The following is a 12,643-nucleotide window of genomic DNA, read 5'->3' on the forward strand; positions in this document are numbered from 1 at the left end:
GATTCCCGGTGTTGCGTGACTGGTCGGGGCCAGCCGATTAGCGACGGTACGTAACGATGACCGTGATCGGAAATTATTCGGGGCGTGACCTACGTCACAGTAACAGCACGCAACCCCCGTCGATGTGGGTGTCTACGCAGGTCAGAGGGCCGTTATCTGTCCGTTTCCTTGCCGAGACAAAGCACGGATCGTGAGGCTTGCATCACGTGTTTTGCGCAGTGAATGGCCCTTTCGGGCCGCCCGGTTCACGAATGGGGGGCGCATCTTATGGAGTCCCCCGGCGGTTCGCCAGACTTGACAGTGGCCTCTGGTGCCCCATGAGTAACTCCGGCCCCACCTGTTCGAGGGGTTTGCGAGCACGGTCGGAGGCGTCCGTCCGGGCGGCGGGTGCCGGCGGGGGCGACGGACCGTGTCCGACCAGGCGAGACGGGTCACCGGACGGAGTGGGATCGACCGCGGATTCAGCGTCCCGCGAACGCCCGGCCGCGGCGGGGTGCCACGCCGCGGCGCCGGACCCGCGTCGGCGAGCGGTCGGCTGCCGTACCCGAGCGGTCGGCGGTTATCGGGGGAGGGGAAGTGGCCCGCCCGGCCGGGCGGTTCGCGTACGCGGAGGGCCGGCGCACCTATCTATAGGAGAGACGCGGGATCAGCGGGGCAGCACGCGGGACGGCGCCCTTATGTAGAGGAGAAGGTCAGCCGCCGGCGAAGGGCGGGAGGACGTCCAGCTCGGCGCCGTCCTTGAGGCGGCGGGTGAGGTCGCGGACCGCGATGCCGTCGAGCAGGTAGCTGACGGCCTCCAGGACCCGCGGCAGCCGCTCCGGGTGGAGGCGGCGCAGCTCGGCCACGGCGTCGGCGACCGAAGCGTTCGAAGGCAGCTGCACCTTCTCCTCTTCTTCACCGGCCGCGGCGCGCGCCGCGGCGAAGTACCGGACCACGATGGTCAGGGTCGTCATCTCAGCCGCCGATCGCGCTCATCGGCCGGATCGGCTGTGCGAACCCGGCGTCGTTGATCTCGTGCCCCGCGAGCTTCCCCCACATTGTCGCCCGCCAGGCGTCCGCCACTTCTTCATCGCGCACACCCGCGCGCACGAGGGCGCGCAGGTCGGTCTCGTCGTTGCTGAACAGGCAGGAGCGCACCGCGCCGTCCGCGGTCAGCCGGGTCCGCTCGCAGGCGGCGCAGAACGGCCGGGTCACCGACGCGATCACGCCGACGTCGCCGGGGCCGCCGTCGACCAGCCAGCGCTCGGCCGGCGCCCCGCCGCGGGACACCGGGAACGGGCTCAGCGAGAACTCCGTGCCCAGCATCCCGAGGATCTCCGACGCGGTGATCATCTCGCCGCGGTTCCAGCCGTGCTGGGCGTCCAGCGGCATCTGCTCGATGAACCGCAGGTGGTAGCCCTCGGCGAGGCAGAACTTCAGCAGCGCCACGGCTTCGGTGTCGTTGACGCCCCGCATCAGCACGGCGTTGACCTTGACCGGTGTCATCCCGGCGTCACGCGCGGCGGCCATGCCGGCCAGCACGTGCGAGAGCCGGTCGCGCCGGGTGATCTCGAGGAAGGTGGCGGGGTCGACGGTGTCGAGCGAGACGTTGATCCGGGCCAGCCCGGCGGCCGCGAGGTCCTTCGCGCGCTTGGCCAGGCCGATCCCGTTGGTGGTCATGGACAGCCGGGGCCGCGGCTCGAGCGCCGTGATCCGCGCGACGAGGTCCTCGAGGCCCGGCCGCAGCAGCGGTTCACCGCCGGTGAGCCGGATGTCGGTGACGCCCAGCATCTCGACGGCGATCCGCATCAGCCGGACCAGCTCGTCGTCGGTCAGGACTTCCTCGCCCGGCATCCAGTCGAGGCCCTCGGCGGGCATGCAGTAGGTGCAGCGCAGATTGCACCGATCCGTCAGGGAAACCCGCAGATCGGTGGCCACCCGGCCGAAGGTGTCGATGAGTCGTGGGTTCTCGGGTCGGGGCACACGAGACGAACCTCGTGTACCGGGGACGCGAGGAAACCCGAGATCCACTGCCGTCATTACGCACAGCCTAACTCTGGAACGCGCGAAGCGAGGTGATCGCTAGGATACTTTGCGGAGTGAGTGGTTCAGCGGCCGAACTACCCCGGTCGGCACGCCGGGAGAAGGACTCGTGATGTCGAGCACGACGGAAAAGCCGTACCCGGTGCCCGAAGCGGAACTCTTCCGCTTCGCGGAATTGGGTCGCGAAAGCAGCACGCTGACCGTACTCCGGCACGCCAGGATCGCCGAGCGGATGGGCCTGTCCGGTACCGACCACAAGACGTTCGACCTGGTCGGACAGGCGGCCGGGCCGCTCACCGCGGGCCGGATCGCCGAGCTCACCGGGCTGTCGACCGGCGCGGTCACGGGCGTCATCGACCGGCTGGAGAAGGTCGGGCTGGTCCGCCGCGTCCGCGACCCGGAGGACCGGCGCAAGGTCCTCGTCGAGGTCGTGCCCGGGGCCGCCGAGCGCTACGCGCCGCTCTTCCAGTCAGCCTTCGACGGGCTTCGCGAGAGCCTCGCGCAGTTCTCACCGGCCGAACGAAAAGTCATCGAGCGTTATCAGAATGTCATGCTGGAACAGCTGCGCGCCGAGATCATGCACAATTCGCGCCCCGCGTAGCTTTTCCTCAACTGCGGCGATAATGTCTGCGCTATGCCGCAATTTCGGTTGTCCGAGGCCGCGCGCCTGCTCGGGGTCAGTGACGACACGGTCCGCCGCTGGGTGCGCGCGGGCCAGCTGACCGCCACCGACGACGCCGCCGGCCGCAAGGTCGTGGACGGTGCCCAGCTGGCCGGGTTCGCCCGTGCCCAGGCGAGCGGCCCCGACGACCCGTCTTCGGTCGGCCGCTCCGCCCGCAACAAGTTCGTCGGGCTGGTCACCGAGGTCGTCGCCGACAAGGTGATGGCCCAGGTGGAACTGCAGTGCGGGGCACACCGTGTGGTGTCCCTGATGAGTACGGAAGCCGTACGCGAGCTGGGCCTGCGCCCGGGGGTGCTCGCGGTCGCGGTGGTCAAGGCGACCACTGTCGTGGTGGAGACACCGGAAGGAAGTCGATGAAGAAGCTTGCTCTCGCCGTTGCGGCCGTCGCTCTGTTCGCGGGCGCGTGCAGCAGCTCGGACGAGCCCAGCACGCAGCCCGGCGGGTCGTCGGCCAGCGCGCCGGCGCCCAAGGGCGCCGGCGAGGCCGGCGGCACGCTGACCGTGTTCGCCGCCGCGTCCCTCACCGAGTCGTTCACCGCGCTCGGCAAGGAGTTCGAAGCCGCGCACTCCGGCGTCACCGTGAAGTTCAGCTTCGCCGGTTCGTCCGGTCTGGTCCAGCAGCTGACCAACGGCGCGAAGGCCGACGTCTTCGCCTCCGCCGACCAGGCCAACATGGACAAGGCCGTGCAGGGCGGGGTGATCGACGGCCAGCCGACCGTGTTCGCCACGAACAAGCTCGCCATCGCCGTCGCCCCGGGCAACCCCAAGGGCATCAAGACGTTCGCCGACCTGAACAAGGCCGGGCTGACCGTGGTGACCTGCGCCGCGCAGGTGCCGTGCGGCTCGGCGACGAAGAAGGTCGAGACGAGCACCGGCGTCACGCTCAAGCCGAAGAGCGAGGAGCAGGACGTCAAGCAGGTGCTCGCCAAGGTCCAGTCCGGGGACGCCGACGCGGGCCTGGTCTACGTGACCGACGCCACGTCCGCCGCGGGCAAGGTCGACAAGGTCGACTTCCCCGAGGCGAGCGGCGCGATCAACAACTACCCGATCGCCGCGGTCAAGGGCGGGCAGAGCGCACTGGCCAAGGAGTTCGACGAGTTCGTGCTCGGCGCGGAGGGCAAGGCGGAGCTGACGAAGGTCGGGTTCGGCCCTGCGGCGTAAGTACCTCGTGAACGGCCGGCCGGGGAAGTCCCCGGCCGGCCGTTCGCGGGTTCCGTGGGTGCTCGCCGTGCCCGCCACGCTCGCGCTGGCGCTGGTCGTGCTCCCCGTCGTCGGGCTGCTGGTGCGCTCCGACCTCACGCGGTTCCCCGCGCTGATCGTCACGCCGTCGTCGCTGCACGCGCTGCGGCTGTCGCTGATCACGGCCACGTTGTCCACTGTGGCCTGCGTGCTGCTCGGCGTGCCGCTGGCCGTCGTGCTCGCCCGCGCCCGGTTCGCCGGCGTCCGCCTGCTGCGCTCGATCGTGCTGCTGCCGCTGGTGCTGCCCCCGGTCGTCGGCGGGCTCGCGCTGCTCTACCTGCTCGGCCGCAAGGGCTTCCTCGGCATGCTGATCACCACGCTGACCGGGGAGTCGGTGCCGTTCACCACGACCGCGGTGGTCATCGCGCAGACGTTCGTCGCGATGCCGTTCCTCGTGGTCAGCCTCGAAGGGGCGCTGCGTGGCTCCGGCGACCGCTACGAGCAGGTCGCCGCGACGCTCGGCGCGCGGCCGTGGACCGTTTTCCGCCGGGTCACCCTGCCGCTGCTGCTGCCCTCGCTCGGCTCCGGCGTCGTCCTCAGCTTCGCCCGCGCGCTCGGCGAGTTCGGCGCGACGATCACCTTCGCCGGCAGCCTCGAAGACGTCACCCGCACGCTGCCGCTGGAGGTCTACCAGCAGGCCGAAGTGGACGTCGACAGCGCGGTGGCGCTCGCGCTGCTGCTGATCGTCGTGGCGGTCGTCGTGATCGCCGTCGCGCGCCCGCGCTCGTGGGAAGGCGGGCTGCGATGAGCCTGACCGCCCGGATCGAGGTCGTCCGCGGTTCGTTCGAGCTCGACGTGGACCTCGACGTGCCCACCGGGACGGTACTGGCGCTGCTGGGCCCGAACGGCTCCGGCAAGTCGACGGTGCTCGGCTGCCTCGCCGGGCTGGTCGCGCCGCGGTCCGCGGAGATCACCGTGGCCGGGCGGTCGCTGGCCGACTTGGCGCCGCACCGGCGTGGCATCGGGCTGCTCTCGCAGGACGCGCTGCTCTTCCCGCACCTGTCCGCCGTGGACAATGTCGCGTTCTCGCCGCGCTCGACCGGCACCGGCCGCCGTGCCGCCCGCGACCTCGCCCACCACTGGCTGGCCGAAGTGGACGCCGTCGAGCTGGCCGGCCGGCGCCCCGGCCAGCTGTCCGGCGGGCAGGCCCAGCGCGTCGCGATCGCCAGGGCGCTCGCCGCCCAGCCGGACCTGCTGCTGCTCGACGAGCCGTTCGCCGCCCTCGACGTCGACGCCGCGCCCGCGATCCGCGGCCTGCTGCGGCGCGTGCTGAAGACCGGGCCGACGACCGTCCTGGTCACGCACGACCCGCTCGACGCGCTCGCGCTCGCCGACCACGTCGCGGTGATGAACGACGGCCGCGTCGTCGAACGCGGCCCGACCCGTGACGTGCTGTCCGCCCCGCGAACGGCGTTCACCGCGCGGATCGCCGGCCTCAACCTGATCGCCGGCACGGCGGTCGAAGACGGCCTGCGGACGGCGTCGGGTGCCGTCGTCTCCGGCATTCCGGCGGCCGATGTGGTCCGGGGCGAGCCGGCGGTCGCGGTGTTCCCGCCGAACGCCGTCGCCGTCTACTCCCGCGACGGCGAGCACCGGGGGAGCCCGCGCAACACCGCCGGCGCCGTCGTCGCCGCGCTGGAGCCGCACGGGCCGGTGATCCGCGTCCGGGCCGAGGGCGACGGCTGGGTGCACGGCCTCACCGCCGATCTCACCCCGGCCGCCGTCGCCGAGCTGGCCCTCGAACCCGGCACAGCGGTGACGCTGTCGGTCAAGGCCGCCACGGTCAGCGTGCACCCGGCCGCCACTTCCTGACCCTGCCGCGGCTTGTCGTGAGTGGTAATTCGGGTTAGAACCCTAATTACCACTCACGAGGGCCGCGGCAGACCGCTCAGCCGTCGTGGTGGTGGCCGCCGCCCGGGTGGACGTGGAACTTCGCCACCTCCGGCGGGTGCACGACGAACGGCCGCATCATGCCTTCGTCCTCGTGGTCGAGGATGTGGCAGTGGTACATGAACTCCCCGGTGCCACCGCCGAACCGCCCGGCCACGCTCACCCACTGGCCGGGGTTCACGATGATCGTGTCCTTCCAGCCCTCTTCGTACTTCTCCAGCGGGACGTCGGTGAACCCGGCGAGCGGCGTGGTCGTCCGGGCCGACGCCTGGTCGAACGTCGTGGTGAAGGCCCGCCGGAAGAGCGCCTGGAACTCCGTCAGGTGGATGTGGATCGGGTGCGCGGGCCCGCCGTTCGCGACGTGCAGGATGTTCCACACCGCCCACCGGTCGTGGTCGATGAAGATGCCGGTGGTGTCGTCGAAGATCTTCCCGATCATCCGGAACGTCCGCAGCGGGCCGGCCGGGTCCTGCAGCTGGATGATCCCCTCGCCGCCGGGATCCGGCGTGTCCAGTTCTTCGAGGTCCCACATCTCGGGGTGGCCCTCGGCGTTGAGCAGCAGCGCGACCCAGACGTGGTCGTGGTCTTCCGGCAGCGTCGAGCCGTGCACCAGCCGCGTGTAGGACGTCGAGATCGTCACCGGCAGCCGGAACGGGTCGTGCTTCGCGCGGCCGTCGACCCGGAACTCCATCAGGTCCGGCTCGACCGTGCCGAGGCGCGGGTCGGCGTTGCGCAGCTTGAGCTTGCGGCCCTTGAAGCGGCTGAAGTCGATCAGCACGTCGAAGCGCTCGGCCGGGGCGACGGTCAGGCCGGCCGCGGGCAGCTCGGCAGGCACCGGCAGCAGGCCGCCGTCGGTGCCGATCAGGCGGACGGCGTCGTTCACCGGCCGGTTGTCCTCGTCGACCAGGTTCAGCGTGTAGAACCGCGAGTTGGCCGCGTTGAGCAGCCGGAAGCGGTACCACCGCGCGTCGACGTCCAGGTGCGGCCAGATGACGCCGTTGACCAGGGTGAACGGGCCGGTGAACGGGATCATCGGGCCGTTCGGGACGACCGGGACCTTGAACAGCAGCTGCCCGGTGAGCGCGCCGGTCGCCGGGTCGGTGTCGAGGTTGCGGTCGGTGATGATCAGCGGGATCTCGTGGTCGCCGTGCGGCAGGTCGAGCGCGTCCTCCTCGTCGTCGCGGATGAGGTACATCCCGGCGAGGCCGGTGTGCACGTTGAAGCGCGTGATCGCCATCGCGTGGTCGTGGTACCAGAGCGGCATCGCGGGCTGGGCGTTCTGGTACTCCGTCAGCTGCGAAGTGCCCTTCAGGCCGGCGTTGTGCGCCCAGCCGTCGTTGCCCGCGTTGGTCCGGGCGCCGTGCAGGTGCACCACGGTCCACGCCGGCAGGTCGGCGACGCCGTCGATGACGGAGTAGCCGGGCCGGTCCAGCTCGCGGCCGGGCCGGCTCGCCGGCGCGTCCGCCACCGGGCCCTGAACGGCGACGAGCGGAAACTCACCGTCGATTTCGTTCGACCACGAAATCCGCAGTTGTTCGCCGGTGCGCACGTCGATAGTCGGACCTGGGAAATGTCCCGCGTACGTCCACAATGTACTCGGCGGCAATTGTGAGTGGAGCCGCTGGTGCTTCGTCACCATCGGAATGGTGATCGCGTCGTGGCGCCAGGAATGCGGCCGGAGCGCCGGTGGAACGCGCAGTGCGTCGAGGAACTTGGTGAGTCCCCAGTTCGGCGCGGTGATCGGCCCGGTCGTCGCCGGGCGCTCGATGATTCCGGTCATGCGTTTCTCCCCCTCGCGGTGCGGGGGCAGGACGAATTGCGCCACGACGTTTCCGCCGACGACGTGTGCGATGAATTCCCCCGAACCCCCTCGGTGGCCGGGTACGCGACTCCCCTCGCGATACCGGCAATTCCCACTGTAACCCTTTTCGTCGGCGAACGCAGGTGTCTCGCGCGCGTGATAGGTTTCGCCCATGGATGAGCGCCGGTGGACGTATCTCTCCGACATGGACGGCGTCCTGGTGAAGGAGGAGCACCTCGTTCCCGGGGCCGACGAGTTCCTCGCCGAGCTGAAGGCGAACGGCATCGGCTTCCTGGTGCTGACGAACAACTCGATCTACACCCCGCGTGACCTGCGGGCGCGCCTGGAGCGCACCGGGCTCGACATCCCCGAAGAGGCGATCTGGACGTCGGCGCTGGCGACGGCGAAGTTCCTCTCGTCGCAGCGGCCCAACGGCACGGCGTACGTCATCGGCGAAGCGGGCCTGACGACGGCGCTGCACGAGGTCGGCTACGTCCTGACCGAGCGCGACCCGGACTACGTCGTGCTGGGCGAGACCCGCACGTACAGCTTCAGCGCCATCACGCGGGCGATCCGGCTGATCGAGGGCGGCGCGAAGTTCATCGCGACCAACCCGGACGCGACCGGCCCGAGCGTCGAGGGCTCGATGCCCGCCACCGGATCCGTCGCGGCGCTGATCGAGAAGGCCACCGGGCGTTCGCCGTACTACGTCGGCAAGCCGAACCCGTTGATGATGCGCTCGGCGTTGCGCCGATTGGGTGCCCATTCGGAGTCGACGCTGATGATCGGCGACCGGATGGACACGGACGTGCACTCGGGCATCGAAGCCGGGCTGCAGACGATTCTGGTGCTCACCGGCATCTCCACCAGGGAGTCGGCCGAACGCTATCCGTATCGGCCCACTCTGGTGCTCGACTCCATCGCCGACCTGATCGGGAAGACGACCGACCCATTCGGGGAAGGCTGATCGAGACCCCGTCGCGAGCAGGGCTTATCGTCACCGGATGAGCAACTCCACATTTGTGGTGGGCGACGTGCATGGCCACCGGGACGAACTGGCCGAAGCACTGCGCGCCGAGGGGTTGGTGGACGACGAAGACAACTGGTCAGGGGGCGAGGACCAGCTGTGGTTCCTCGGTGACTTCGTCGACCGCGGGCCGGACGGCGTGGGCGCCATCGACCTGGTCATCCAGCTCGAAGCGCAGGCGGCGGAAGCCGGCGGCCAGGTCCAGACGCTGCTGGGCAACCACGAGATCCTCGCGCTGGGCATGTACCACTTCGGCGACCAGCCGGTGCCGTCCGACTTCGGGCCGCGCAGCTTCGCCCGCAGCTGGGAGATCAACGGCGGCCTGCTGTCGGACCAGGACCGGCTGACCCCGGAGCACATCGAGTGGCTGACCGCCCGGCCCCTGGCCGCGCTCGCCGCCGACCACCTGCTCCTGCACTCGGACACCCTGGAGTACCTCGACTGGGGCGATTCGGTCGAGGCGATCAACGCCTCCGCCCGCGAGATCCTGCTCGGCTCGGACATCGAGTCGTGGTGGGACGTCTGGCGCCGGATGACGACGCGCTACGCGTTCCGCGGCCCGGAGGGCGAGGACAACGCCCAGAAGCTGATGGACGCACTGGGCGGCTCGCGCATCATCCACGGGCACAGCGTCATCGCGGACCAGCTGGGCATCCACCCCACGCAGATCGAGGGCCCGTTCCTCTACGCGGGCGGCAAGGCCCTCGGCGTCGACGGCGGGCTGTTCGTCGGCGGGCCGTGCCTGGTGGTGAAGCTGCCGTACGAGCCGGAGTCGTGATCAGGGGAGCTCGACGATCTCCTTGCCGAGCGGCATCAGGGACACCGGGATCATCTTGAAGTTCGCCACGCCCAGCGGGATGCCGATGATCGTGACGCACAGCGCGATACCCGTGAACACGTGCCCGATCGCCAGCCAAAGCCCGGCGAAGAGGAACCAGATCACGTTGCCGACGAAGGACGGCGAGCCCGCGTCTCGCCGGTCGACGACCGTGCGGCCGAACGGCCAGAGCGCGTAGCGGGCGATCCGGAACGACGCGAGGCCGAACGGGATCGTGACGATCAGGATGCAGCAGACCACGCCCGCGGCCAGGTAGCCCAGCGCCATCCAGAAGCCGCACAGCACGAGCCAGATGATGTTCAGCAGCGTGCGCATCAGACGTGCAGCTCCCCGCTCACGACGGTCACGGCCTGGCCGGACAGGTGGACCCGGTCGCCGTCCTGGCGGGTCCGGACGATGCCGCCGCGCGCCGACACCTGCGCGCCGGTCAGCTCGGACTTGTTCAGCCGCCCGGACCAGTACGGCGACAGGACGCAGTGCGCCGAGCCGGTGACGGGATCTTCGTCGACGCCGACGCCGGGCCCGAAGAACCGGCTGACGTAGTCGATGCCGTCGACGTCACCCGCGGCCGTGACGAGCAGCCGGCCCTTCCAGGTGGCCTTCAGCGCTTTCAGGTCGGGCTCGAGGGTGCGGACGGCCTCGGCGTCCGGGAGGACGGCGAAGAGGTTCTCGACGCCGCGTCCGGTGCGCTCGATCTCGACGCCGGGCAGGATCGCGCTGAGGTCGTCGTCGGACGGCGAGGGCGGGTCGGAGGGGAAGTCCAGCTCGACCCAGCCGTCGGCGGCCTTCGCGCGCAGCTCGCCGCTGAGGGTGGCGTAGACCTGCTCGCCGCCGAGGACGTGCGTGGTGGCGACGGTGGCGTGCCCGCACAGGGCGACTTCGGCCGCCGGCGTGAACCACCGCAACGACTTCGGCCCCGCGCCGGTGGTGACGACGAAGGCGGTCTCGGAGTGCCGCATCTCCGCGGCGACGGCCTGCATCCAGGCGGGCTCGGCGGGCGCGTCGAGGAGCACGACCCCGGCGGAGTTCCCGGCGAAGGCCTTGCCGGTGAAGGCGTCGACGATGAAGAAGCGCATGCTTCCACTGTATCCAGGGCATTTGGGCCCGTGTGGTGACGCTTTTCTCGCGCTACCAGGGCAACCCCTTAGGGGTCCTCGGGGTCAGGCTTCGCCGATGGTCGGCCGGACGATCTTCTCGCCGTCCGGTCCGCGTTCCGGCTTGAGGTCGAAGATGTCTTCCTCGAGCTGGATCTTGTTCTTGTGTTCCTTGTCGTCTTCCTTCTTCTTGCCCGCACCGGCCCCGGCCGCGCCGGCGCCCCCGGCCTTCCCCTTGGCCGCGGCGGCCGCGGTCGCGCCGCGCTCGAGCCGTTCGCCGGTGCCCTTGGCGCCCGTCTTGCCGCCTTCGCCCGCGGTTTCCTTCGGCCCGCCGGTGGCGCCGCCGCCGGAGACCCGCGACCCGGCGAACCCGCTACCGGCGCGTCCGGCGCCGGACTTGCCGCGCGTGATGTCCCCACCGGCCCCGCCTGCCCCGGTCGTCCCTCCCGGCATGGCGAGCCCGTCGGGCCCCATCCGAGGGAACGCACTCGCGGCGGGTGCGCCGCGGAAGCCGGAGTTGCCGCCGCCGAAGCCACCGGCGTTCCCGGTGCCGCTGGTGGCCCCGGGCGGAACGAAGGTGCTGGGCGGCGTCGCCCCGGGAGGCGTGGTGCCGCCGGGGGGCGCGAAGCTGCCGCTGGTCCCGCCGGTGCCCCCGGCTCCGCCGCCGACTCCGCTGAAGCCGCCTGTCCCACCGGTTCCACCGGTTCCGCCTGAGCCGCCGATGGTCGGGGTGCCGCTGAAGCTGGTGCTGCTGGTCCCGTGGAACCCGCTGGCGGTGGTGCTGTCACTCGACCCCAGCTGCGGCGGCGGCGAGTAGGTCGGCTGGGTGCTGGCGGTCTCGTGGTAGGTGCCGTCGAGGCCCTGGAGAACCTGCACGGCCTGCTGGTGCGCGGCGTCGGCCTGCTGCTGCTTCGCGGCGACGCCGTTCATCGTGTTGGCCCCGCCGATGAGATCACCGGCCTGGTACTGCTTGGTCGCTTTGTCGACCTCGGCCTGCTGGTTGAAGCCGGTGGGCTCAGGCATGTTCTTCTGCGCATAATCAGCGGCGGCCGCCTGCTGCGAGTAGCGGTTGGAGCTGAGCTGAGCGGCGTTGGCCGTATCGGCGGTGTAGGTGGCGGTGTTCTGGAAGAACCCATGAGCCTGCGCGGCCCCGGAGCCCTGCCACTGCACCTCACTGGAGTTGACGGCGTCGTTCGCGGCGTTGGAGACGTCGGCCAGCCAGTTGCCGAGCTTGTTGGCCACCCGGCCGCGGTCGTCCAGATCCCCGGGATTCATGTTCTCGTGGACCATGTTGTAGAGGTCTTCATGACTGCTGGCGGGGTAGTTCTGCCCCGGCGCGGGCGCATCCCCACGGGTGGCCCGATCGTGCAGCAGCTGCTTGCCCTGCTCGACGGAGTACTGCGCGGCCTGGTTCTGCGTCTGCGGCGCGACACCGTCCCGGGCATCGCCCTGGTCTTCGGCGCCGAAGTGGTGCACGTTCTGCTGCAGTTTCTGCTGCGTCTGCGCGTAGAAGTCGCTTTCGTACTGCCGATGCCCGGCGTGCTCCTGAGCCATGGTCACTCGCCCCCACGAAGCTTGGCGAAGGTCTGGCTGTGGGTGTCCTCGGTCTCGCTGTAGTTCTTCCGAGCGATGGTGAGGGCCTCACGGACTTGGATGAAGCCCTGCTTCAGCAGCTCCAGGTTCGGGATCAGCGATTGGCCACCGTCCGAGGCGACCTTCGCGTTGAAGTCGGCTACTTCCTTGGCGTAAGGACTTGATCCCATGCCGGGTGCTCTGGCCAGCAGCTTCACGTCGTGGAAGATCTCGTCGAACTCGTGGATGAACTGGTCGCACACCTTGGTGTACGCGTCGAAACCCGCCTGGTTGATCCCGAATCCGCCGTTCTCGGCGAGCGACTTGAATTGTTGCGCGCCGGCGTTAAGGCGCTTGGCGCCTTCGTCGTCGAGAGGCACGTCCAGCAGGCCCGTCAGGAAGGTGTTGCCGGCGTCGCCCGCTGCCGCAGGCGGCTCACTGCCGAAATGCGCACCCGTCGTCATCGTCAGCCCCTCTCG

14 protein-coding genes are annotated in these 12,643 nt (G+C 70.2%); 7 read left to right on the forward strand and 7 right to left on the reverse strand.

Annotated elements, in window-relative coordinates; all coding sequences use genetic code 11:
* Positions 1-692 precede the first annotated feature (692 nt).
* On the reverse strand, positions 693-953 hold the full coding sequence (locus OG570_RS15880; RefSeq protein ID WP_247058511.1) for a MoaD/ThiS family protein: 261 nt from the start codon (positions 951-953) through the stop codon (positions 693-695).
* 1 nt (position 954) lies between these two features.
* Positions 955-1,962 carry a GTP 3',8-cyclase MoaA gene (moaA, locus tag OG570_RS15885; protein WP_247058509.1) on the reverse strand — a complete coding sequence of 336 codons (1,008 nt, stop codon included), beginning with the start codon at positions 1,960-1,962 and terminating at the stop codon, positions 955-957.
* Between the two features lie 172 nt (positions 1,963-2,134).
* On the opposite strand from moaA, the gene OG570_RS15890 reads away from it, so the two are divergent.
* Genes OG570_RS15890 through OG570_RS15910 form a run of 5 tightly spaced genes read left to right on the forward strand, consistent with a single transcriptional unit; the run spans position 2,135 to position 5,754 of the window.
* A complete protein-coding gene (locus OG570_RS15890; protein ID WP_247058507.1) occupies positions 2,135-2,623 on the forward strand; it encodes a MarR family winged helix-turn-helix transcriptional regulator in 489 nt (162 codons plus the stop codon).
* Between the two features lie 33 nt (positions 2,624-2,656).
* Positions 2,657-3,061 (forward strand): TOBE domain-containing protein, encoded by a 405-nt coding sequence (locus OG570_RS15895; protein WP_326957268.1) that lies wholly within the window; start codon positions 2,657-2,659, stop codon positions 3,059-3,061.
* Positions 3,058-3,864, forward strand: coding sequence for a molybdate ABC transporter substrate-binding protein (gene modA / locus OG570_RS15900; protein WP_326957270.1), 807 nt, complete (start codon positions 3,058-3,060; stop codon positions 3,862-3,864). The genes OG570_RS15895 and modA overlap by 4 nt, the downstream gene beginning before the upstream one ends.
* Before the next feature lie 58 nt (positions 3,865-3,922).
* Positions 3,923-4,690 carry an ABC transporter permease gene (locus OG570_RS15905; RefSeq protein WP_326957272.1) on the forward strand — a complete coding sequence of 256 codons (768 nt, stop codon included), beginning with the start codon at positions 3,923-3,925 and terminating at the stop codon, positions 4,688-4,690.
* Complete coding sequence (locus tag OG570_RS15910) at positions 4,687-5,754, forward strand: sulfate/molybdate ABC transporter ATP-binding protein (protein ID WP_326957274.1); 1,068 nt, start codon at positions 4,687-4,689, stop codon at positions 5,752-5,754. The genes OG570_RS15905 and OG570_RS15910 overlap by 4 nt, the downstream gene beginning before the upstream one ends.
* A 76-nt stretch (positions 5,755-5,830) precedes the next feature.
* Here OG570_RS15910 and OG570_RS15915 read toward each other — a convergent pair whose 3' ends face one another.
* Positions 5,831-7,612 carry a multicopper oxidase family protein gene (locus OG570_RS15915; protein WP_326957276.1) on the reverse strand — a complete coding sequence of 594 codons (1,782 nt, stop codon included), beginning with the start codon at positions 7,610-7,612 and terminating at the stop codon, positions 5,831-5,833.
* Positions 7,613-7,805: 193 nt separating this feature from the next.
* On the opposite strand from OG570_RS15915, the gene OG570_RS15920 reads away from it, so the two are divergent.
* A complete protein-coding gene (locus tag OG570_RS15920) occupies positions 7,806-8,600 on the forward strand; it encodes an HAD-IIA family hydrolase (RefSeq protein ID WP_247058495.1) in 795 nt (264 codons plus the stop codon).
* A gap of 37 nt (positions 8,601-8,637) precedes the next feature.
* Positions 8,638-9,438, forward strand: coding sequence for a metallophosphoesterase (locus tag OG570_RS15925; RefSeq protein WP_247058493.1), 801 nt, complete (start codon positions 8,638-8,640; stop codon positions 9,436-9,438).
* Here the strand turns inward: OG570_RS15925 and OG570_RS15930 are convergent, their stop codons facing one another.
* The 4 genes from OG570_RS15930 to OG570_RS15945 all read right to left on the reverse strand — a co-directional run bounded on the left by OG570_RS15930 (position 9,439) and on the right by OG570_RS15945 (position 12,628).
* Positions 9,439-9,813, reverse strand: a complete 375-nt coding sequence (locus OG570_RS15930) for a YccF domain-containing protein (protein WP_247058491.1) — start codon at positions 9,811-9,813, stop codon at positions 9,439-9,441.
* Entirely contained in the window at positions 9,813-10,574 is a 762-nt protein-coding gene (locus OG570_RS15935) for a PhzF family phenazine biosynthesis protein (RefSeq protein ID WP_326957278.1), read from the reverse strand. The genes OG570_RS15930 and OG570_RS15935 overlap by 1 nt, the downstream gene beginning before the upstream one ends.
* 84 nt (positions 10,575-10,658) lie before the next feature.
* Positions 10,659-12,146: a hypothetical protein gene (locus tag OG570_RS15940; protein WP_326957280.1), complete on the reverse strand. Its 1,488-nt coding sequence runs from the start codon at positions 12,144-12,146 to the stop codon at positions 10,659-10,661.
* Between the two features lie 2 nt (positions 12,147-12,148).
* A complete protein-coding gene (locus OG570_RS15945; protein ID WP_326957282.1) occupies positions 12,149-12,628 on the reverse strand; it encodes a hypothetical protein in 480 nt (159 codons plus the stop codon).
* Positions 12,629-12,643 lie beyond the last annotated feature (15 nt).

Source organism: Amycolatopsis sp. NBC_01286, assembly GCF_035982555.1.
GTDB lineage: Bacteria > Actinomycetota > Actinomycetes > Mycobacteriales > Pseudonocardiaceae > Amycolatopsis.

What these genes read in the sequence shown, in the direction of transcription:
- OG570_RS15880 (WP_247058511.1), bottom strand. Translation starts at nt 953, where the DNA reads ATGACGACCCTGACCATCGTGGTCCGGTACTTCGCCGCGGCGCGCGCC.
- OG570_RS15890 (WP_247058507.1), top strand. Translation starts at nt 2,135, where the DNA reads ATGTCGAGCACGACGGAAAAGCCGTACCCGGTGCCCGAAGCGGAACTC.
- OG570_RS15895 (WP_326957268.1), top strand. Translation starts at nt 2,657, where the DNA reads ATGCCGCAATTTCGGTTGTCCGAGGCCGCGCGCCTGCTCGGGGTCAGT.
- modA (WP_326957270.1), top strand. Translation starts at nt 3,058, where the DNA reads ATGAAGAAGCTTGCTCTCGCCGTTGCGGCCGTCGCTCTGTTCGCGGGC.
- OG570_RS15910 (WP_326957274.1), top strand. Translation starts at nt 4,687, where the DNA reads ATGAGCCTGACCGCCCGGATCGAGGTCGTCCGCGGTTCGTTCGAGCTC.
- OG570_RS15915 (WP_326957276.1), bottom strand. Translation starts at nt 7,612, where the DNA reads ATGACCGGAATCATCGAGCGCCCGGCGACGACCGGGCCGATCACCGCG.
- OG570_RS15920 (WP_247058495.1), top strand. Translation starts at nt 7,806, where the DNA reads ATGGATGAGCGCCGGTGGACGTATCTCTCCGACATGGACGGCGTCCTG.
- OG570_RS15925 (WP_247058493.1), top strand. Translation starts at nt 8,638, where the DNA reads ATGAGCAACTCCACATTTGTGGTGGGCGACGTGCATGGCCACCGGGAC.
- OG570_RS15930 (WP_247058491.1), bottom strand. Translation starts at nt 9,813, where the DNA reads ATGCGCACGCTGCTGAACATCATCTGGCTCGTGCTGTGCGGCTTCTGG.
- OG570_RS15935 (WP_326957278.1), bottom strand. Translation starts at nt 10,574, where the DNA reads ATGCGCTTCTTCATCGTCGACGCCTTCACCGGCAAGGCCTTCGCCGGG.
- OG570_RS15940 (WP_326957280.1), bottom strand. Translation starts at nt 12,146, where the DNA reads ATGGCTCAGGAGCACGCCGGGCATCGGCAGTACGAAAGCGACTTCTAC.
- OG570_RS15945 (WP_326957282.1), bottom strand. Translation starts at nt 12,628, where the DNA reads ATGACGACGGGTGCGCATTTCGGCAGTGAGCCGCCTGCGGCAGCGGGC.